17 protein-coding genes are annotated in these 17,907 nt (G+C 53.1%); 5 read left to right on the top strand and 12 right to left on the bottom strand.

Going from position 1 to position 17,907, the window contains the following annotated elements:
- Positions 1-3: 3 nt before the first annotated feature.
- From PanJK_RS00410 to PanJK_RS00400, 3 genes are all read left to right on the top strand, one after another.
- Positions 4-804 carry a MetQ/NlpA family ABC transporter substrate-binding protein gene (locus PanJK_RS00410; protein WP_256698680.1) on the top strand — a complete coding sequence of 267 codons (801 nt, stop codon included), beginning with the start codon at positions 4-6 and terminating at the stop codon, positions 802-804.
- A 303-nt stretch (positions 805-1,107) separates the two neighbouring features.
- On the top strand, positions 1,108-2,976 hold the full coding sequence (kup, locus tag PanJK_RS00405) for a low affinity potassium transporter Kup (RefSeq protein WP_256699420.1): 1,869 nt from the start codon (positions 1,108-1,110) through the stop codon (positions 2,974-2,976).
- A gap of 315 nt (positions 2,977-3,291) precedes the next feature.
- On the top strand, positions 3,292-3,597 hold the full coding sequence (locus PanJK_RS00400) for a DUF1471 domain-containing protein (protein WP_256698678.1): 306 nt from the start codon (positions 3,292-3,294) through the stop codon (positions 3,595-3,597).
- Positions 3,598-3,615: 18 nt separating this feature from the next.
- Here the strand turns inward: PanJK_RS00400 and PanJK_RS00395 are convergent, their stop codons facing one another.
- From PanJK_RS00395 to leuC, 4 genes are read right to left on the bottom strand one after another with little or no spacing between them, the layout of a single operon-like run.
- Positions 3,616-4,578, bottom strand: coding sequence for a LysR substrate-binding domain-containing protein (locus PanJK_RS00395; RefSeq protein ID WP_265296713.1), 963 nt, complete (start codon positions 4,576-4,578; stop codon positions 3,616-3,618).
- Positions 4,579-4,609: 31 nt separating this feature from the next.
- Positions 4,610-5,524 carry an alpha/beta fold hydrolase gene (locus tag PanJK_RS00390; protein WP_265296712.1) on the bottom strand — a complete coding sequence of 305 codons (915 nt, stop codon included), beginning with the start codon at positions 5,522-5,524 and terminating at the stop codon, positions 4,610-4,612.
- Positions 5,521-6,156 (bottom strand): 3-isopropylmalate dehydratase small subunit, encoded by a 636-nt coding sequence (gene leuD / locus PanJK_RS00385; protein ID WP_265296711.1) that lies wholly within the window; start codon positions 6,154-6,156, stop codon positions 5,521-5,523. Before leuD ends, PanJK_RS00390 begins: the two co-directional genes overlap by 4 nt.
- A gap of 1 nt (position 6,157) precedes the next feature.
- On the bottom strand, positions 6,158-7,579 hold the full coding sequence (gene leuC, locus PanJK_RS00380; protein ID WP_265296710.1) for a 3-isopropylmalate dehydratase large subunit: 1,422 nt from the start codon (positions 7,577-7,579) through the stop codon (positions 6,158-6,160).
- Positions 7,580-7,940: 361 nt separating this feature from the next.
- On the opposite strand from leuC, the gene mqo reads away from it, so the two are divergent.
- Positions 7,941-9,587 carry a malate dehydrogenase (quinone) gene (gene mqo, locus PanJK_RS00375; RefSeq protein ID WP_265296709.1) on the top strand — a complete coding sequence of 549 codons (1,647 nt, stop codon included), beginning with the start codon at positions 7,941-7,943 and terminating at the stop codon, positions 9,585-9,587.
- Between the two features lie 171 nt (positions 9,588-9,758).
- Here mqo and PanJK_RS00370 read toward each other — a convergent pair whose 3' ends face one another.
- The 6 genes from PanJK_RS00370 to PanJK_RS00345 form a co-directional block, all read right to left on the bottom strand.
- On the bottom strand, positions 9,759-10,895 hold the full coding sequence (locus tag PanJK_RS00370) for an alpha-hydroxy acid oxidase (protein ID WP_265296708.1): 1,137 nt from the start codon (positions 10,893-10,895) through the stop codon (positions 9,759-9,761).
- A gap of 112 nt (positions 10,896-11,007) precedes the next feature.
- Positions 11,008-12,258 carry a flavin-containing monooxygenase gene (locus PanJK_RS00365; RefSeq protein WP_256698671.1) on the bottom strand — a complete coding sequence of 417 codons (1,251 nt, stop codon included), beginning with the start codon at positions 12,256-12,258 and terminating at the stop codon, positions 11,008-11,010.
- A 126-nt stretch (positions 12,259-12,384) separates the two neighbouring features.
- On the bottom strand, positions 12,385-13,203 hold the full coding sequence (locus PanJK_RS00360; RefSeq protein ID WP_265296707.1) for an ABC transporter permease: 819 nt from the start codon (positions 13,201-13,203) through the stop codon (positions 12,385-12,387).
- Position 13,204: 1 nt separating this feature from the next.
- Complete coding sequence (locus PanJK_RS00355; protein ID WP_256698669.1) at positions 13,205-14,059, bottom strand: ABC transporter permease; 855 nt, start codon at positions 14,057-14,059, stop codon at positions 13,205-13,207.
- Between the two features lie 63 nt (positions 14,060-14,122).
- Positions 14,123-15,154 carry a polyamine ABC transporter substrate-binding protein gene (locus PanJK_RS00350; protein ID WP_008106832.1) on the bottom strand — a complete coding sequence of 344 codons (1,032 nt, stop codon included), beginning with the start codon at positions 15,152-15,154 and terminating at the stop codon, positions 14,123-14,125.
- Positions 15,144-15,443, bottom strand: a complete 300-nt coding sequence (locus PanJK_RS00345) for a hypothetical protein (RefSeq protein ID WP_265296706.1) — start codon at positions 15,441-15,443, stop codon at positions 15,144-15,146. The genes PanJK_RS00350 and PanJK_RS00345 overlap by 11 nt, the downstream gene beginning before the upstream one ends.
- 79 nt (positions 15,444-15,522) lie before the next feature.
- Between PanJK_RS00345 and PanJK_RS00340 the strand changes: the two genes are divergently transcribed.
- On the top strand, positions 15,523-16,485 hold the full coding sequence (locus PanJK_RS00340; RefSeq protein ID WP_008106834.1) for a LysR family transcriptional regulator: 963 nt from the start codon (positions 15,523-15,525) through the stop codon (positions 16,483-16,485).
- 32 nt (positions 16,486-16,517) lie between these two features.
- Here PanJK_RS00340 and PanJK_RS00335 read toward each other — a convergent pair whose 3' ends face one another.
- Entirely contained in the window at positions 16,518-17,447 is a 930-nt protein-coding gene (locus tag PanJK_RS00335; RefSeq protein WP_265296704.1) for a 2-hydroxyacid dehydrogenase, read from the bottom strand.
- Complete coding sequence (locus PanJK_RS00330) at positions 17,444-17,893, bottom strand: type II 3-dehydroquinate dehydratase (RefSeq protein WP_154157044.1); 450 nt, start codon at positions 17,891-17,893, stop codon at positions 17,444-17,446. Before PanJK_RS00330 ends, PanJK_RS00335 begins: the two co-directional genes overlap by 4 nt.
- Between the last annotated feature and the right edge of the window lie 14 nt (positions 17,894-17,907).

Genomic DNA, 17,907 nt, shown 5'->3' with positions numbered 1-17,907 from the left:
GCAATGAAGAAAATTTTACTCACGACTCTGCTGGCTGCTTCCGTGGCGCTGCTGAGTGGCTGTAATAAAGACGATGAAAATCACATCAAAGTGGCCATTAACACCGGACCTGATCAGGTGCTATGGGATACCGTGAAGCAGGTTGCGCACGACAAATATCAGCTGGATGTCGATGTGGTAGCCTTTAATGATTACGTGCAGCCGAATGAAGCGCTGTTCAACAAAGATGTCGATGCCAACGCCTTCCAGAGCCTGCCTTATCTGGAGATGCAATCCAAAGAGCGCGGCTACCACTTTGCCGTGGTCACCAACACCTTTGTGTTCCCGATTGCCGGTTACTCGCGCAAGATTAAATCGCTGAAAGAGTTGCCGGATGGCGCGACCGTGACCATCTCCAACGAAGCCACCACCCTTGGCCGCAGCCTGCTTTTATTGCAGGCGCAGGGTTTAATTAAAGTGAAACCGGAAGCGGGCCTGCTGCCAACCACGCTGGATATCACCGATAATCCGAAGAAGCTGAAAATTGTTGAAGTCGATACGCCGCAGCTGGCGCGTACGCTGGACGATCCGCAGGTGTATATTTCGATCATCAACAACAACTTCGCCGCGCTGGTTAATCTCTCCGCCTCGCGTGACGGCATGTTTATGGAAGGCAAAGCTTCGCCTTACGTGAATGCGATTGTGGCGCGTGAAGACAATAAAGACAGCGCTAACGTGCAGAAGTTGAAACAAGCTTTCCAGTCGCAGGAAGTGCTGGATAAAGCTAACGAGATTTACAAAGGCGATATTATTAAAGGCTGGTAATTTACGGTTTAATTAAGCCTATGTATGCCGGTGCGCATCAATGCACACCCGCCAAACCACCGTAGGGTCGCCATTCATGGCGACCGATTTTCCGCTTAACTGACAACATCCATCCTTCCGCGACTTCCCACGTTAATCAGCTAGGCTCAGTTCATAAAATAAGCGCCATATAAAAATGGTGTAAAAATATCGGTCATTGGCGTAAAAATGCTGTACGTAAATTCGCCTGCCACTGTTCGCATCGGTCGCAAACAGGTATGTTCGCCCTCATTAGCTTCAACCCTGATAAACCACAGGAAATCTATGAGTCAGAGTGAAAAACAATCCTTGCCTGCTGGCATGCTGGCGGCCGCAGGGATCGTGTTTGGGGATATCGGTACTAGCCCGCTGTATACCCTCAAAGAGTGTCTCTCCATTTTGCCTAACGGCGCGATCTCCACCACCGCAGTGATGGGATTTTTGTCGCTGATTTTCTGGGCGCTGACGCTGATTGTGACGCTGAAATATGTCTGCTTCGTGATGCGCGCCGATCATGATGGCGAAGGCGGCGTGTTAACGCTAATGTCGCTGGCGCGCCAGCATGTCGGACCCAAAGCGTCACATATTATTGTGTTAGCAGGCTTAATTGGTGGCGCGTTCTTTTACGGCGATGGCGTAATCACCCCGGCGATTTCGGTGCTTTCGGCAATTGAAGGTATCGAAGTGGTGTCGCCTGAGCTGGATAAATATGTGGTGCCGCTAGCGGTGGCGATCCTCACGCTGCTGTTCATCATTCAAAAACACGGTACCGAAAAGGTCAGTAAAGTGTTTGGGCCGGTGATGTTTGTCTGGTTCGTGTCGATTGCCCTGTTAGGTATTCGCGGCATCCTGCTCAATCCTGAGGTGCTGTATGCACTGAATCCTTCCTATGCGCTGACGTTCCTGCTTAGCCATAAAGCGTTGTCGTTTGCCGCGCTTGGCATGGTGGTGCTGGCGGTGACCGGTGCGGAAGCGCTGTACGCCGATATGGGACATCTGGGCAAAGCACCGATTCGCATGGCCTGGCTGGTTATCGCCATGCCCGCGCTAGTGCTCAACTACTTTGGTCAGGGCGCGCTGGTGATTGCCGATGCGCAAGCCATCAATAACCCGTTCTTTAATCTCGCGCCGGGCTGGGGACAAATTCCGCTGATTGTGCTGTCTACACTGGCGACGGTGATTGCGGCGCAGTCGGTGATTAGCGGCGTCTATACGCTGACGCATCAGGCGATTCGTCAGGGATTCCTGCCGCCGATGCGCGTCATATTCACCTCGCATACTGAGTCCGGTCAGATCTATATTCCGGTGGTGAACTGGCTGCTGTTTGTGGCAGTAACGGTGATTGTGCTGGCATTCCGTCAATCTTCGGCGCTCTCTTCCGCGTACGGCATTGTGGTGACCGGTACCATGGTGATTACCGCTTGTCTGGCGGGTGTGGTAGCGCTGCGTAACTGGAAGTGGCCGCTGCCGGTGGCGCTGGTTTTCCTGCTGTGTATGTTAAGCATTGATGTGCCGCTGTTCAGCGCCAACCTGATGAAGCTGCTCTCCGGCGGTTGGGTGCCGGTACTGCTGGCGCTGAGCATGATGGGATTGATGCTGATTTGGAGCAGCGAGCGTAATCGCCTGATCCGCAAACTGAATAACGATCCTGAAAGCTTGCAGGCGCTGGTGCGATCGCTGGAAACCAACCCGCCAAGCCGTGTGCCTGGCACCGCCATCTTCCTCTCACGTAAAGAGCATGAGATTCCGCAGGCACTGCTGCACAACCTCAAACACAACCGCGTGCTGCATAAGCGCGTGGTGCTGCTGCATATCCGCACCACCGATATCCCGCGCGTCTACAACCAGAAGCGCCTGAGCATCACCCAGTTGTCGCCGTCGTTCTGGCAAGTAACTGCCGCTTACGGCTGGCGCGAGACGCCTTCGATGGCGGAGATCCTGCATCTGTGCGGGCTGGAAGGATTGGGTTGTACCGTCAATGAAGCCTCGTTCTTCACCTCGCACGACACGCTGGTGATGAAGAAGAGAAAAGGTTTGATGCGGGTTAAAGGCGGTATTTTTCATTTCTGCCAGCGCAATGCACAGCGCGCACATGAGCAATTTAATATCCCGCCGAATCGGGTCATCGAGCTGGGCGGGCAGCGCGAGTTTTAGTCGGTCGCCATGAATGGCGCACCTACAAAATCCCGTGAAATAACCGTAGGGTCGCCATTCATGGCGACCTTATTTTTTCCGCCAAATGTAACCAGATGCAAAAATAGTCGCGTAAGTTTGAATGAGTTGTGGCTGAATCTTTCTTAACATCTAATTAGCAATTAAAGCTAAAACGCTTAACCTGAAAAGGTGTTTATTAACTTCACCGGCAATGATCACCTGTCGTGAACATTTAGGGTTTAAGCGCATTATCAACAATTGAAAGATTCGTAGCTGCGGCCATGGGTTCAGCGACTATTTGCGAGGAGTATCGCCATGAAACAATTAATTAATGACGTAATATCTATTTTCACACCGCAATCTGTTAAACCCGTTTTAATTCGCGCTGATTTAACTCATCGCGAACTTTCATCAATTCATCCGGTAGGATTTACTTCGGTAAGCTGGGCGACCTCAATGGAAGAGCTGAATGACGCCTTTGTGCAGAAAGCCGTTGCCGCCGGTGCGGTGGGTTATCACATCACCGAAGTGGAATCCCACGAGCCGGCGCACGATGGTCAGCACGTCATGGCCGCTACCGCCACCCTTTACCACATCAACAGTAAAGTGGCCTATGGCTAATGTTTAATTTATTGGAATTTACAGCCTGCCCTTCATCATCGGCAGGCTTTTTTCTGCAAAATAGTCAGCGAGAAAATCAATAAACACTTTAATGCGCGGCGATTCAGAAGCGCGTTGCGTGTAAACCGCCCAAACATTCGCTTCCTGGTACCATTGCGGTAAAACCTGCACCAATTTATTTTCGCTTAAATAGGGTGCGACATCCCAGGCCGAGCGCAATGCAATGCCGTGTGATTTTAAAGCCCAGTTCAAAATCACTTTTCCACTATTCGATGAGTAATGGCTATTCAGACGACAGACGATTTTATTTTCGCCATCGGTTAACGTCCAATGGCCAAACGTGTTGTTATTTTCATTAATAATAAGGCAGCTGTGATCGATTAAATCATCCAGCGTCTCCAGCGAACACGATCGGGCTAAATAATCTGCTGAAGCGCAAAGAATACGCCGATTGGCGGCTAATTTTCGCGCAATGTAGGAATGATTAACATCATTGCCAACGCGAATATCCACATCGGTTCCTGATTGCAATAAATCAATATCGCGATCGCTGAGCATCAGTTTGATTTTGAGTGACGGATGGCGCGTCATAAATTCTGCAATCGCATCGGACAAATAATCCTGACCAAAACCAAATGAACAAGCCACGGTAAGATCGCCAGTCAGTTCGCCGCGCCACTGCTGGAAGTTATTGAGGAAGGAATCCATCTCATGCACCACTTGCAGCGCGCCTTCCAGCGCCTTTTCACCTTCTGGCGTCAGACGCATCACGCGGTTGGTGCGGAAAAACAGCCGGGTTTCCAATTGCTTTTCAAGGATGGCAATACGCTTGCTGATATACGATGGCGACTGGCCGAGTTCAATGGCGGCGCGGCCAAAACCTTCATAGCGCGCCACATTGATAAATACATACAGATCTTCAACCGACGGCCACCCCTCAAGCGGCTTCTGATAACTTTTCCCGGCAAGCAGCATCTTCATAACCATCACAGCGTTAGAGAAATTTAGCCGGTTATAACACAGAATCCAGGAAGGGCTGAAGCTGGCTTAAAAACAGGTCGGGCACTTCCTCATGCGGTGAATGACCGCAAGGTAATGCGTGGCCTTGAATATCGCGCGCTTTATCCTGCCAGGTTTCCACCACGTTATATAATTGGCCAACCGTGCCCTTTTCTCCCCATAACAGCAGCAGCGGCGCTTCAATGCGTTTATCGCTGTCCTGCGCATCATCGTCTAAATCAATTGTCGCCGCAGCGCGATAATCTTCGCACACCGCGTGAATCATCTCTTTCGTTTGATAACAGCGCAGGTAATCGTTAAATATTGCCGCTTCGGTGGCGCCCGGCGTTTTTAATTGCCCATCAATGTGTTTACGCAGGAATAATGCCGGATCGTGACCGATCATGGTTTCCGGTAAGGGATAAGGTTGAATCAGGAAGAACCACCAGAAATAGCGCGTGGCGAACTCTTTATTGGTTAACGCATACATGGTGGCGGTCGGCGCAATATCGACGAACACGCAGCAGGAGAGTTTTTCCGGATGATCGAGCGCCAGCCGATGGCCCACGCGTGCGCCGCGATCGTGACCGACAAACGCCACACGCTCCAGGCCTAACGCGTCGATCAACAGGCCGATATCGTCTGCCATCACGCGTTTCGAGTAAGCACGATGCGCCTCATCACTCGACGGCTTGTCGCTGTCGCCGTATCCGCGCAGATCCGGCAGGATCACGCGATATTTTTGCGTCAGTTGGGGCGCAATTTTGCGCCACGCCAGATGATTTTGTGGATGCCCGTGCAGCATTAGCAATGGCGGGCCTTCGCCGCCGATGGCGACGCGCAACGTCACGCCATTCGCCAAACGCACATCACTCAGCCTAAAGCCGTTAATAAAGGGGGAATCACCACGTGGCATTATCTCACTCATGCTTGGGCATCCTGTACGATTTGATCGCGTTTCAGCCACGGACGCTGGGCAAAATGCTGCGCTTCAAACTGGGTGATATCGGATTCGTATTGCAACGTCCAGTCCACCGCGCTGCCGCCGCCCAATAACATCTCGCGCTTCAGGGCACTGACCGAAAAGGCAATGCGTTGATTATTGAAAAGGATCGCCTGTTGTTCCAGCGACACGGTAATGCGGTTGTTAGCGGCATCATTCGCCACTGCACACAGGCGCTGATAATCCTCTTCGCTTAACGTCAGCGTCAGCACACCATTGCGCTGGCAGTTATCGTCAAAGATGCCGGCAAAGCTGGTGCCGATAATGGCGCGGATGCCGAGCTGATTGAGTCCCCAAACTGCATGTTCGCGGCTGGAGCCACAGCCGAAATTGGCGCCGACCAGCAAGAAAACGGCGTTTTCCCAGCCCGGCTGATTCAGAATGAAATCGGGATTCGGGCTGCCGTCGGGCAAAAAGCGCAGGTCGAAGAACACGCCGCGATCCAAATCCCGGCGATCGATGCCTTTGAGAAACTGCTTGGGCATGATCACATCAGTATCCATATTGGCAGCCGGTAACGGCGCGAGCGTGCCAGTCAGGTTGTTAAATGCTTCCATATTAAACCTCTGCAATCATGAATTTGCGGACATCAACCAGATGACCGGCAATCGCGGCGGCGGCGACCATCGCCGGGCTCATTAAGTGCGTGCGCGCACCGGCGCCCTGGCGGCCAGGGAAGTTGCGGTTGGTGCCAGATGCACAGCGATCGCCGGGCGCTAACACATCTTCGTTCATCGCCAGGCACATCGAGCAGCCCGATTGACGCCATTCGAAACCGGCGTCAACGAAAATCGCGGCTAAACCTTCCACTTCTGCCTGCTGACGCACCTGCGTCGATCCCGGCACGATAATGCCGCGTACGTGCGGCGCGATTTTGTGTCCATCGATAATCGCGGCGGCGGCGCGCAGATCCTCAATGCGGCCGTTGGTGCAGGAACCAATAAAGGCATGCGTGATGGCGATTTCCGCTAACGGCGTGCCGGGCTCAAGCCCCATATATTTCAGCGCGCTGCGCAGCGTCTGCTGTTTTACCGCATCTTTTTCCTGCGCCGGATCGGGCACGCGACCGGTAATGGCGCTGGCTTGATCCGGGCTGATGCCCCAGGTCACTTTCGGTTCAAGATCGCTGCAATCGATGGCGATGCGGCTGTCAAAGCGCGCGTCCGCATCGCTACGCAAATCGCGCCACTCCGCAATGGCCTGCTGCCACAGCTCGCCGGTCGGCATTTGCGGTTTGCCGGCAATATAGGCAAACACTTTTTCATCCGGCGCGATAATCGCACCGCGCGCACCGGCTTCCACCGCCATGTTGCACAGCGTCATGCGCCCTTCCATGCTCAGCGCTTCGATGGCTTCACCGGCAAATTCAATGGCAAAACCGGTCGCGCCCGATGCGCCAATCTGTTCGATCAGCGCCATGATGATGTCCTTCGCCGAGCACCCAAACGGCAGCTCGCCGCTCACCGTCACCAGCATGGTTTTCAGCGTGCGATAAATCAGGGTTTGCGTCGCCAGCAGATGCTCGATTTCCGAGGTGCCGATGCCAAAACCGAGTGCGCCAAACGCGCCATAAGTGGTGGTATGACTGTCGCCAGCGGCAATTACCATGCCGGGCATTACCAAACCTTGCTCGTGCGCCACCACGTGTTCAATGCCCTGGCGCGGATCAAGCACGTCAAACAGTTCGATGCCAAAATGCGCGGCGTTCTGGCGGAAGTAATCGACTTGTAGCTGCCCGCCCGCGTCGGTCATCGCCTCATCGCGCTCGGGTCGCGTCGGGTTGACGTGATCGACATTCAGCAGAATGGTGCCCGGATTGCGCACTGGACGCTGGTGATCGCGCAGGCCGCTAAACGCCTGCGGGCTGGTGTATTCATTCAGAATCGAGCGATCGATGTAGAGCAGCACATGCCCTTCATCGTCTAACTTACGAACCACATGCTGATCGATCAGTTTTTCATACAGTGTTTTGTTAGTCATGCCGTTGCCCACGCGAAAGTAAAACAAGTCATTAGAGACGTTAGGGTAAACCAGTTTGTGTGCGGGCAATGAACACGCTTCGTGAAGTGATGTTTTATGGAATGTGCAGCGAAGGATACGTGAGTTTCATTTGACCTAAGTCGCGTCTCCCGATATAAAGAATAACCGCGCTGCCTAAGCGGTTTATCCCCGATTTATTTCCTCTTCTGCTTATATTTCACGCTATTTTCTGTTTCGTAAGTTAATTAATTAACACCAATACTTTATTAACTAAAAACAAGTTAATCATTTAGTAACAATCTCTTAATGTGCAATCCGAATTTTTAACGTTCACCTGCATTGCATAATAAGTAGGACTGGAATGACTCACACCAAAAAGATTGTGTCTGCCCTCTCGCTGGCAGCGCTGCTTGTCTCTTCAGCGGTACGCGCTGATGACGCACCGGAAAAAACTGACGTGCTGCTGATTGGCGGCGGCATCATGAGCGCCTCGCTCGGCACCTGGCTGCAAGAGCTGCAACCGGGCTGGAAACAGCTGATGGTTGAGAAGCTGGACGGCGTCGCGCTGGAATCGTCCAACGGCTGGAACAACGCCGGTACCGGTCACTCTGCTAACATGGAGCTGAACTACACGCCCGAGCGTGCAGACGGTTCAATCGACGTTAGCAAAGCGCTGGAAATCAACGAATCCTTCATGATTTCTCGTCAGTTCTGGACTGCTCAAGTGCAGCGCGGTGTGTTGCACGATCCGCACTCCTTCATTAACTCGACGCCGCACATGAGCTTCGTCTGGGGCGACAAAAACGTCGAGTACCTGACCAAGCGTTACGATGCGCTGCAGAAAACCACCCTGTTCCAGGGCATGAAGTTCTCCACCGATCATCAGCAGATCCAGCAATGGGCACCGCTGGTGATGGAAGGTCGCGACCCGAACCAGAAAGTCGCGGCAACCTGGACGCCAGTCGGCACCGATGTTAACTACGGTGAAATTACCCGTCAGTTGATCGGTAGCCTGAAAAAAGATCAGAACTTCAAGCTGGAAACTTCATCTGAAGTCACTGATTTCAAACGTAACGGCGATAATTCCTGGCACGTCACCATCAAAGATGTGAAGAGCGGCGATAAGCGTTCGGTTGATGCGAAATACGTGTTCATCGGTGCTGGCGGCGGCGCGATTAAGCTGCTGCAGAAAACCGGTATTCCGGAAGCAGACAACTACGGCGGCTTCCCGGTCGGCGGTTCGTTCCTGATGACCGAGAACCCAGAAATCGCTAACCGTCACCTGGAAAAAGTGTACGGTCAGGCTTCTGTGGGTGCGCCACCGATGTCGGTTCCACACATCGATTCACGTACCCTTGACGGTAAGAAAGTGGTGCTGTTTGGGCCGTTCGCCACCTTCTCTACCAAGTACCTGAAAAATGGTTCGCTGTTTGACCTGCTGAGCGCGACCACCACCAGCAACATCATGCCGATGACGCATGTGGGCATCGACAACTTCGATCTGGTGAAATACCTGATTGGGCAGGTGATGCTGAATGACGACGACCGCTTTGCTGCGCTGAAAGAGTACTATCCGAACGCGCGTAAAGAGGACTGGAAACTGATTCAGGCTGGTCAACGCGTACAGATCATCAAGAGAGATGCGGAAAAAGGTGGCTTGCTGAAACTGGGTACCGAAATCGTGACCGATCAGCAGAAAACCCTGGCTGCCCTGCTGGGCGCATCTCCGGGTGCTTCTACTGCTGCGCCAATCACACTCGACGTGATGAAGAAGCTGTTCCCAGAGCAGTTCGCTTCGCCAGAGTGGCAGCAGAAGATCCGCGCAATCGTGCCTAGCTTCGGCCAGAAGCTGAACGGCAACACCGCGCTGACCCAGCAAGTTTGGGATAACACTGCAGCGACGCTGCTGTTGACCAAGCCGCCGGTTATCAACATGGGTGATCAAGCGGTTGCACCGATGCAGGCTAAGCCGCGTGCGGAATCAGGCAAACAGGATATGGCGCTGTAATCCACGCCAGAAGTGAATCAAGCCGGACAATGTCCGGCTTTTTTTATTATCTTTTGTAGGCCGCCATTATGGGCGTAATACTCTTCAGTTAAGCGTCTTTCGGTCACCATAAATGGCGACCCTACAAAGGATTGGCGCGTTTTTGTAGGGTCGCCATTTATGGCGACCGACTCACAAACGAAGAATATCTGCGCCAATCGACTCCACATTCGTTTTGCCACAAAACGCCATAGAAAGATCAAACTCATTACGGATGATATTCAACGCGGTCGTTACACCCTGTTCGCCTAGCGCGCCCAAACCATAAAGCATACTGCGGCCGATATAGGTTCCCTGAGCGCCAAGCGCGATGGCTTTCAGTACATCCTGCCCGGAACGAATACCGCCATCGAAATGCACTTCAACCTCTTTGTTCACCGCTGCCACAATCTCCGGCAGCAGTGAGATCGACGAAGAGACGCCATCCAGCTGGCGGCCTCCGTGATTCGAGACAATGATCGCATCGGCGCCCGCTTCCACCGCCAGACGCGCATCCTCAACATCCATAATGCCTTTGACGATCAACTTGCCGCCCCAGCGCTGCTTAATCCACTCAACATCGCGCCAGGAAAGGCAGGGATCAAACTGCTGCTGTGTCCACGCCATCATTGCATCAATGCTGTCTACGCCGCTGGCGTGTCCGATGATGTTGCCAAAGTTACGATGCGTTGTAGCAAGCATCCCTCTGCACCAGCGTGGTTTACCGGCGATATTGAGCAGATTACGCAGCGTCAATTTGGGCGGCGTCGATAAGCCATTTTTGATGTCTTTATGCCGCTGACCAAACACCTGCAAATCCATCGTTAGCACCAAAGCGCTGCAGTTGGCGGCTTTGGCACGTTCAATCAGGTTGGCGACGAATTGCCGATCGCGCATCACATAAAGCTGAAACCAGAATGGATGATGGTCTGTGGCCTGCGCCACCGCTTCCAATGAGCAAATGCTCATGGTGGAAAGCGTAAACGGGATGCCGAAGGTTTTCGCCGCGCGGGCAGCAAGGATTTCGCCGTTGGGATGAATCATGCCGGTTAAGCCGGTGGGCGCAATCGCCATTGGCATCGCCACGGATTGCCCAACCATGCTGCTGGCAGTGCTGCGCTGTGAAATATCCACTGCTACACGCTGGCGAAATTCGATGCGCTGAAAATCGGCTTCATTGGCGCGATAGCTGCTTTCCGTCCATGAACCAGCATCGACATAGTCATAAAACATTTTTGGTACGCGTTTACGGGCTAAATGGCGTAACTCTTCGATGCAGGTAATGACCATTGAGGATTTTCCAATAATATTTGGAAGAGGTCGCCATGAATGGCGACCCTACGACCGTGCTGCACATATTGTAAGGTGCGCATTTATGCGCACCGTGCAGAAGCAGATATTTTTACGACTTTTTATAATCAGTGTAGGCGTTTTGTAATACCACATGGTCGGCAATATATTTGGCATCGTGCCATACGCCGTAAATAAACGATGATGCCCGATTTACCAAATTAGGTAAGCCAAGGAAGTAAATACCACGCTCCGCTGAAATACCGCGCTTGTGGAACGGTATACCATTAGCGTCGAAGGCATCCACTTTCAGCCAGCTGAAATCAAATTTAAAACCGGTGGCCCAGATAATGCTGGTGATACCTGCAGCCTGCAGATCCAATTCTGATAATGGATTAATTAAACATTCTGGATCCGGCAGTAATTCCCATGCTTGCGGTTCGGGCGGTAAATCCAGGCCATTGCGTTCAATATAAGCATCGGCATCACGCAGCACGTCAAAATAGGCTTTGTCGCCCTCAGCAATATTCTCCACTAAACCATCGGCAAAGCTTAGCACGCCGTTATTCCAGGTTTTGGTGATACCAACCAGCGTAATTCCCATATGTGCCAGTCGGCGAAAATCGACCGTTTTTCCCCCTTCATAACCACTTACGGCAAAAGCAACGTGCTGTTTCTTTGGCTTGATTTTGACTTCATCCCACAAGCCCAGCGCGCCCAGCCACCAGCAATAATCGCGGTCGCGATACGAACGTGGCGGACGGTAATGTTCACCGATGGAAAGTGTCACTTCACGGCCAGATTTACGTAATTCCTCCGCAATTTGTGAGCCTGAAGCGCCTGCCCCCACCACCAGCACGCCGCCCTGCGGCAGCTGCTGCGGATTTTTATAGGCCGATGAGTGAATTTGATGCAGTGCAGCGGCTTCCGGCACGATCTGCGGGAAAGCGGGTTTCTGGAAAGGACCGGTTGCCGCCACCACATTGTCAGCTTCAAATTCACCGACCGAGGTCAGTACTTTAAAACCGCTACGTTCCGGCAGGCGCTCAACCGAATACACTTCCACGCCAGTACGCACCGGCGCATTGAGCATTTTTACGTAGTCTTCGAAATATTGCGCCATGCGCTCTTTCGGAGGAAAGGCTTCCTGGGAAATATTATCGAATTTCATTGAAGGAAAACGATCGTGCCAGGCTGGGCCATTGGCAACCAATGAATCCCAACGTTCTGAACGCCAACGTTCAGCAATACGGCTACGCTCGAAAACCACATGTGGCACGCCCATTAATGACAGATGTTCACTCATCGCAATACCTGCCTGACCCGCTCCGACCACCACGGTATTAATTTTTTCTACTGACATGTGAGATCCCTAAAGATGATCGCCCCCGCTCTTTTCATGGAAAAGAGTAATCAGGTGCCGTATGACTGATATTCAGGTTAATAAATGCTGCGCCATTAAATAAGCACAGCATTCAGTGTTAATACATCAATGCCCTGCTTCGACGTTTAATATTTTCCCTAAACCTAAAAACTTATTCGCGATAATTAACATCGTTGCCGTCACCGCAATATAAATAACCGACAGTGCAGCCAGCGTTGGGTCGGCAAACTCACGCACATAGTTGTACATCGCCACCGGCAAGGTTTGCGTGGCTTGCGTGGTAATAAACAGCGAAGCGGTAAATTCGTTGAAGGACAGGATGGCAGCAAATAACCAACCACCAAACAAGCCCGGCAAAATCAGCGGCACGGTAATGGTCCACACCACGCGCAGCGGCGAAGCACCGAGGCTTGCAGCAGCTAATTCAATACGCTGTTCGAGGTTTTTCAGCGACACATACACGCTGCGCAGCACAAACGGCAGCACCAGCACGATGTGGCAGAAGATCACCAGCGGATAACCGCGTCCAATGCCCAGTTGAGAGACCAGCATCAGTAAGCCGAGACCAATGGTGAAGTGCGGAATAAACAGCGGTGACAACAGCACACCTTCCAGCACCTGTTTACAAGGGAAACTGTAACGTTCAATGGCGATCGCCAGCGTGGCACCGATAATCACCGCCAGCGTTGACGCCCACGCCGTCACAATCAATCCCGAATAGAAACCGTGGCGGAAGTCATCGTAATTCACCGCACGTTCGAACCAGCGCAGCGACCAGCCTTTTGGCGGGAAGAACAACACTGAGGTATTGCTGAACGAGGAGATGAACACCACAATCGTTGGCAGTAATACGAACAGCAAAATCGCGATAACCAGCGCGCGTCCCGCCAGTGTGATCAATTTATCGTTGAGGGAGCGGGTCATATCAGTGCTCTCCCATCGCATGGATGAAGCGGCTCATACGTTTCAGCGCCATCAACAGCAGAATGGTCAGAATCAAACCGGCAATGCTGAGCGCAGCGGCAAACGGAAAATTCATTGAAGAGAAGCCCAGCTGATAAACCATGGTTGCCACGGTGCTAACGCGTCCGCCGCCAATCAGCTGCGGGGTTGCGAAAGCGCTGAACGTCCAGGCAAACGCCGTGGTCAGGCTGGAAACGATACCGGGAATCGACAGCGGAATGGTCACCGTCAGCAAGGTCCGAATCGGCCCTGCGCCCAGGCTGGTGGCGGCTTTCTCATAATCGGGATTGATGTGCGACAGCGCAGTCGCCAGCATCATCACCATGATTGGCATGGTTACATGCACCAGCGCGACCACCACGCCGGTTTGAGTAAACATGAACTGGATCGGCTTGTTAATCAGCCCCATTGCCAGCAGCAGGCTATTGAGGAAGCCGCTATTGCCCAGCACGATGATCCACGAATAAGTGCGTACCACTTCGCCAAGAAACAGCGGCGTAATGGCGATAATCAAAATGGTGGATTTGATCCAGGTGGTGCGCGTTCTCACCAGCGCATACGCCAGCGGATAACTCATCAGCAGGCCAAAAATCGCGGTTTTTGCGCTGAGCATCACCGTGTTGATAAAAGCATCGGCATAAATTTTCTTAAATAGCCCGTTAAAGTTCGCCAGCGTGAATCCACCCACATCAAGCGATCCGGGAATATAGGCCCGCACGCTAAACTGCATCACGGCAAACATGGCCACCACCAGCCCAAGCGCCGTAAACGTGGCGGGGATAATGAACCAGGGTAAGAATGTCGGTTTTTTCGTCATAGACGTTGCTGCCTGAATAAAGTGTTGCGACTAACCGGGCGACCAAACGGCCGCCCCTATTTATTAATGCGACATGATGTTTTCAGAGAACCACTGACGCCACTCGGCGGTTTTTTCCGCGCGCAGTTGTGGATCGGTGTTGATGGTGGCATTCCACTGTTCTGGCGTGGTCAGCATGCCAGGCAGTTTCGCCAGTTCCGGATCGATATGCGCATTGGTCACCGTTGGGCTGCCGCGATAGATCTTCGCCACTTCCTGCTGGATTTCCGGTTTCAGCGCGATATTCATGAACTTGTAGGCCAGTTCCGCGTGTTTGGTGCCTTTGTTGATACCGACGGTATCAACGCCCAAAATTGCACCCTCTTTTGGAATGGCCAGCTTAATGTTGACGCCTTCTGCAATCATGCTGTAGGCGTTCATCGACAGCATCACCTGCACCGGCGTTTCACCCGTGGAGATCAGCTGCTGGCTGTTGGCATCATCGGTATAGAAGGATTTGATGTTCGGGATCAGCGCTTTCAGTTTGGCCTGACCTTGTTCCCAGTGCGCGGCATCAGTGCCAGAGAGTTTGGCGGAGACCGCAATGATATGGCTCGGATCCCAGTCTGGCAGCGCAATCGAGCTTTTCAGTTCTGGACGCCACAGATCGTTCCAGCTGGTAAATTCTTCGCCCTTCGGTACTAAATCTGGACGATAGCCGATGGTGTAAACGTAGCCCCACACGCCAAGGTGATACGGGCTGACTTTGGCCTGCTGGACCAGATTCACCGCGTTAGGGATTTTGCTCATGTCGAGCTTTTCAAACAGGCCGCTGTTGGCATACAGATAACCGACATGCGCGGTGGTAAAGGTGACGTCGGTTTCCGGCGAGCCGCCCGCCAGCTTGGCTTTATTTAGGCGATCAATGGTGCCGCCAGTGACAAACTGCACTTCTACGCCGGTTTCTTTGGTGAACTCTTTGGCGATGGTTTGATCAATCAGATCTTTAAAGCTGCCGCCCCAGGTGCTGACAATCAGCTTATCTGCGGCCATCGCATTCCCTGCGCTCAATACACACGTGGTCAATAACGTTAAGGCACCAATCTTACGCAACATATTTTCGTCCCCAATGAATGAAATGGCTGTTATAGCTGCTTTGCACCACCGTCTGGTCCATCGCGTCGCAATGCACTAAAACAGTGCGAAGGCGGTTCTCGGGTGTTGAAGCGATAATGCCGTTGCGTTGAGATTGGGTAAAACAGCATTTCCCTCGCTGTTGCATCAGAATTTCTGAGGCTAAAAAAGCGGCCTGCTTAGCAAGGATTTTCTTAAGCAGTAGTGAGGTAGAAGCGAATGGGCGCTGGCGCATGAACAGGTGATTATGCTGTGAGTCGGAATTTGGCATGAGAAATGCTTGAGCTAAATCGACACTATTAGAATGACTGACGCGACATGAGCGTGTCAGCGATCTCAGGAGAACCTGCATGCTCAGTCGCATCACCCAGCGTCAGCTGGAATATTTTGTCGCTTCCGGTGAAGCGGGCAGCATTATTGGCGCCTCGGAGCGTATTCACGTCTCCTCACCGTCGATTTCCGCAGCCATCACCCATATTGAGTCTGAGCTTGGCGTGCAGCTGTTTGTGCGTCACCACGCCCAAGGCGTTTCACTCACCGCAATCGGCCATCAGGTATTGAAAGAGGCCAAACTGATCCTCGAACAGATGTCGAATCTCTACACCATCGCGTCGGAATCGATGAACAACGTGCGCGGCCCGCTGCGCGTTGGTTGCCTTGATACGCTAGCGCCGATGTTGACGCCGGAACTGGTGTTTGGTTTTGGCCGCGCCTTTCCCGGCGTGCGCATCTCGCTGGTGGAGGGCAATCATGAGTTGCTGTTAAAACAGCTGCGCTCAGCCGATATCGATATCGCCCTTACCTATGATTTGGTGCCCGCCAGCGATGTCACTTTCCAGTCGCTGGCGCAGCTGCCGCCCTATGTGATGGTGGGTGAGCATCATCCGTTCGCCACGCAATCTGCGGTATCGATCCAGGATCTGGCTGAAGTGCCTATGGTGCTGCTGGATATGCCGTGGAGTCGGGAATATTTTCTTGGCTTGTTCAGCGAAGCCGGTGTGACGCCAAATGTGGTGATGCGATCCAGCAGTATGGAAACGGTGCGCGCGATGGTGGCGAACGGTGTTGGCTTTGGTATCGCCAACGTGAGACCCAAAGCGCACTTGTCGCAGGATGGTAAACGCCTGATTCGCGTGCGGTTGGCGGGCGTTAACAAGGCGATGCAGTTGGGTTATGCCACCATGGCGCACGTACAGCAATCCATGGTGGTGAGCGCGTTTGCCGAGCGTTGCCGCATGTTTATTTCCGACCAATATATTCCCGGCATGGCGGCACCGAGTTATTTCGATCCACAAGTGGTGCGGGTGGCGTGATGATGTTGGTCGCCGTAAATGGCGACCACCGATTAATATCCCTGCTGCGGGAATACCTGATGCAACACCGGTTCACCACGCGCGGCGCGCTGGATATTTTCGGCAACCTGCGGTGCGGCGCTGGCGGGAATGGCGACCGACGCCAGATGCGGCGTAATCAACACATTATCCATCGCCCACAGCGCATCTTCCGGCGGCAACGGTTCGCGGTCGAATACATCCAGCGTGGCTTGACCAATATCCCCACGCTGCAGCGCTTGTGTTAACGCCACCTGATCGACAATCGCCCCGCGCGACACATTAATAAACGCGCTACCGGGCGGTAAGAGTGCTAACCGTTCAGCACTCAGCAATCCCTGAGTTTGCGGCGTGAGCGGCAGCATCACCACCAAAATATCGCTGCTGGCGAGGAAATCATCCAGCGCCTCTATTCCGCTGCTACAGGAAATGCCGTCGATGGTTTTTTGCGATCGCGACCAGCCACGCACATCCAATCCCTGACGCACCAACTCCTGCGCGGCGTGCGCGCCCAACTCACCCAATCCCAGCACGCCAACGCGCACGGTTTCCGGTGAACGCGGATGCACGTAATGCCAGCGCCGTTCACGTTGTGCCCGCTCAAACGCCGGAATATCGCGCACATAACGCAGCACGGCAAACAGCACGAAGCTGGCCATCATGCGCGCCATGTGCGGGTCAGACAAACGAACAATCGGGATATCCGGCAAATCATCGCGTCCGACCAGCGAATCAACGCCCGCACCCAGATTCACCAACAGTTTCAGGTTGCGGTATGCAGCGAAAAAGCCGTGCGGCGGTTTCCACACCAACGCGAAATGTACTTCCTCGACGTTTTGCACCTCTTCTGCGCGACAGATATTCACGCCCGGCAGATGCGGCGCGAGCAACGCTGACCACTGTTCAAAGCTGTCGAACTCGCTGTAAAACACCAAGGCACTCATGCCGCATGCGCCTTAATCAACTCGACCACCGCATCAATCGCAAGTTCGTAACCGATCACGCCCAAGCCGGCAATCACGCCGGTGGCGGCTTTTGATACCATTGAATGATGGCGGAACGGCTCGCGTTTCCAGATGTTGCTCATGTGCGCTTCGATGATCGGGCCATCAAACATCAGTAACGCATCAAGGATTGGCACCGAACTGTAGGTTAAACCAGCGGCGTTGATGATCAATCCGGCGGCCTGCTGTCGTGCTTCCTGAATCCAGTCAACCAACACGCCTTCGTGATTGCTCTGGCGAAATTGCAGCGTGATATTGTGCGAAGCCGCCCGGCGCTGGCAGCGTTCACCGATGCTGGCAAAGCTTTCTGTGCCGTAGGTGCCGCTTTTGTCCATGCCGTACAGGTTAGCGTTCGGGCCGTTGAGGAAATAGATTTGCTGATTCATGTGAGTTCCTAAGT

Source organism: Pantoea sp. JK (assembly GCF_026130245.1).
In the GTDB taxonomy this organism is placed as follows: Bacteria; Pseudomonadota; Gammaproteobacteria; order Enterobacterales; family Enterobacteriaceae; genus Pantoea; species Pantoea trifolii.
The sequence above is the reverse complement of the archived record's forward strand: the minus strand, read 5'-3'. Positions and strand labels throughout refer to the sequence as shown.

Bases quoted from the DNA above. Each gene is read 5' to 3' on its own strand.
- PanJK_RS00340 (WP_008106834.1), top strand. From the start codon at position 15,523: ATGCTCAGTCGCATCACCCAGCGTCAGCTGGAATATTTTGTCGCTTCC.
- leuD (WP_265296711.1), bottom strand. From the start codon at position 6,156: ATGGAAGCATTTAACAACCTGACTGGCACGCTCGCGCCGTTACCGGCT.
- PanJK_RS00400 (WP_256698678.1), top strand. From the start codon at position 3,292: ATGAAACAATTAATTAATGACGTAATATCTATTTTCACACCGCAATCT.
- PanJK_RS00335 (WP_265296704.1), bottom strand. From the start codon at position 17,447: ATGAGTGCCTTGGTGTTTTACAGCGAGTTCGACAGCTTTGAACAGTGG.
- PanJK_RS00355 (WP_256698669.1), bottom strand. From the start codon at position 14,059: ATGACGAAAAAACCGACATTCTTACCCTGGTTCATTATCCCCGCCACG.
- PanJK_RS00330 (WP_154157044.1), bottom strand. From the start codon at position 17,893: ATGAATCAGCAAATCTATTTCCTCAACGGCCCGAACGCTAACCTGTAC.
- PanJK_RS00365 (WP_256698671.1), bottom strand. From the start codon at position 12,258: ATGTCAGTAGAAAAAATTAATACCGTGGTGGTCGGAGCGGGTCAGGCA.
- kup (WP_256699420.1), top strand. From the start codon at position 1,108: ATGAGTCAGAGTGAAAAACAATCCTTGCCTGCTGGCATGCTGGCGGCC.
- PanJK_RS00360 (WP_265296707.1), bottom strand. From the start codon at position 13,203: ATGACCCGCTCCCTCAACGATAAATTGATCACACTGGCGGGACGCGCG.
- PanJK_RS00395 (WP_265296713.1), bottom strand. From the start codon at position 4,578: ATGAAGATGCTGCTTGCCGGGAAAAGTTATCAGAAGCCGCTTGAGGGG.
- leuC (WP_265296710.1), bottom strand. From the start codon at position 7,579: ATGACTAACAAAACACTGTATGAAAAACTGATCGATCAGCATGTGGTT.
- mqo (WP_265296709.1), top strand. From the start codon at position 7,941: ATGACTCACACCAAAAAGATTGTGTCTGCCCTCTCGCTGGCAGCGCTG.
- PanJK_RS00370 (WP_265296708.1), bottom strand. From the start codon at position 10,895: ATGGTCATTACCTGCATCGAAGAGTTACGCCATTTAGCCCGTAAACGC.
- PanJK_RS00390 (WP_265296712.1), bottom strand. From the start codon at position 5,524: ATGAGTGAGATAATGCCACGTGGTGATTCCCCCTTTATTAACGGCTTT.
- PanJK_RS00410 (WP_256698680.1), top strand. From the start codon at position 4: ATGAAGAAAATTTTACTCACGACTCTGCTGGCTGCTTCCGTGGCGCTG.
- PanJK_RS00350 (WP_008106832.1), bottom strand. From the start codon at position 15,154: ATGTTGCGTAAGATTGGTGCCTTAACGTTATTGACCACGTGTGTATTG.
- PanJK_RS00345 (WP_265296706.1), bottom strand. From the start codon at position 15,443: ATGCCAAATTCCGACTCACAGCATAATCACCTGTTCATGCGCCAGCGC.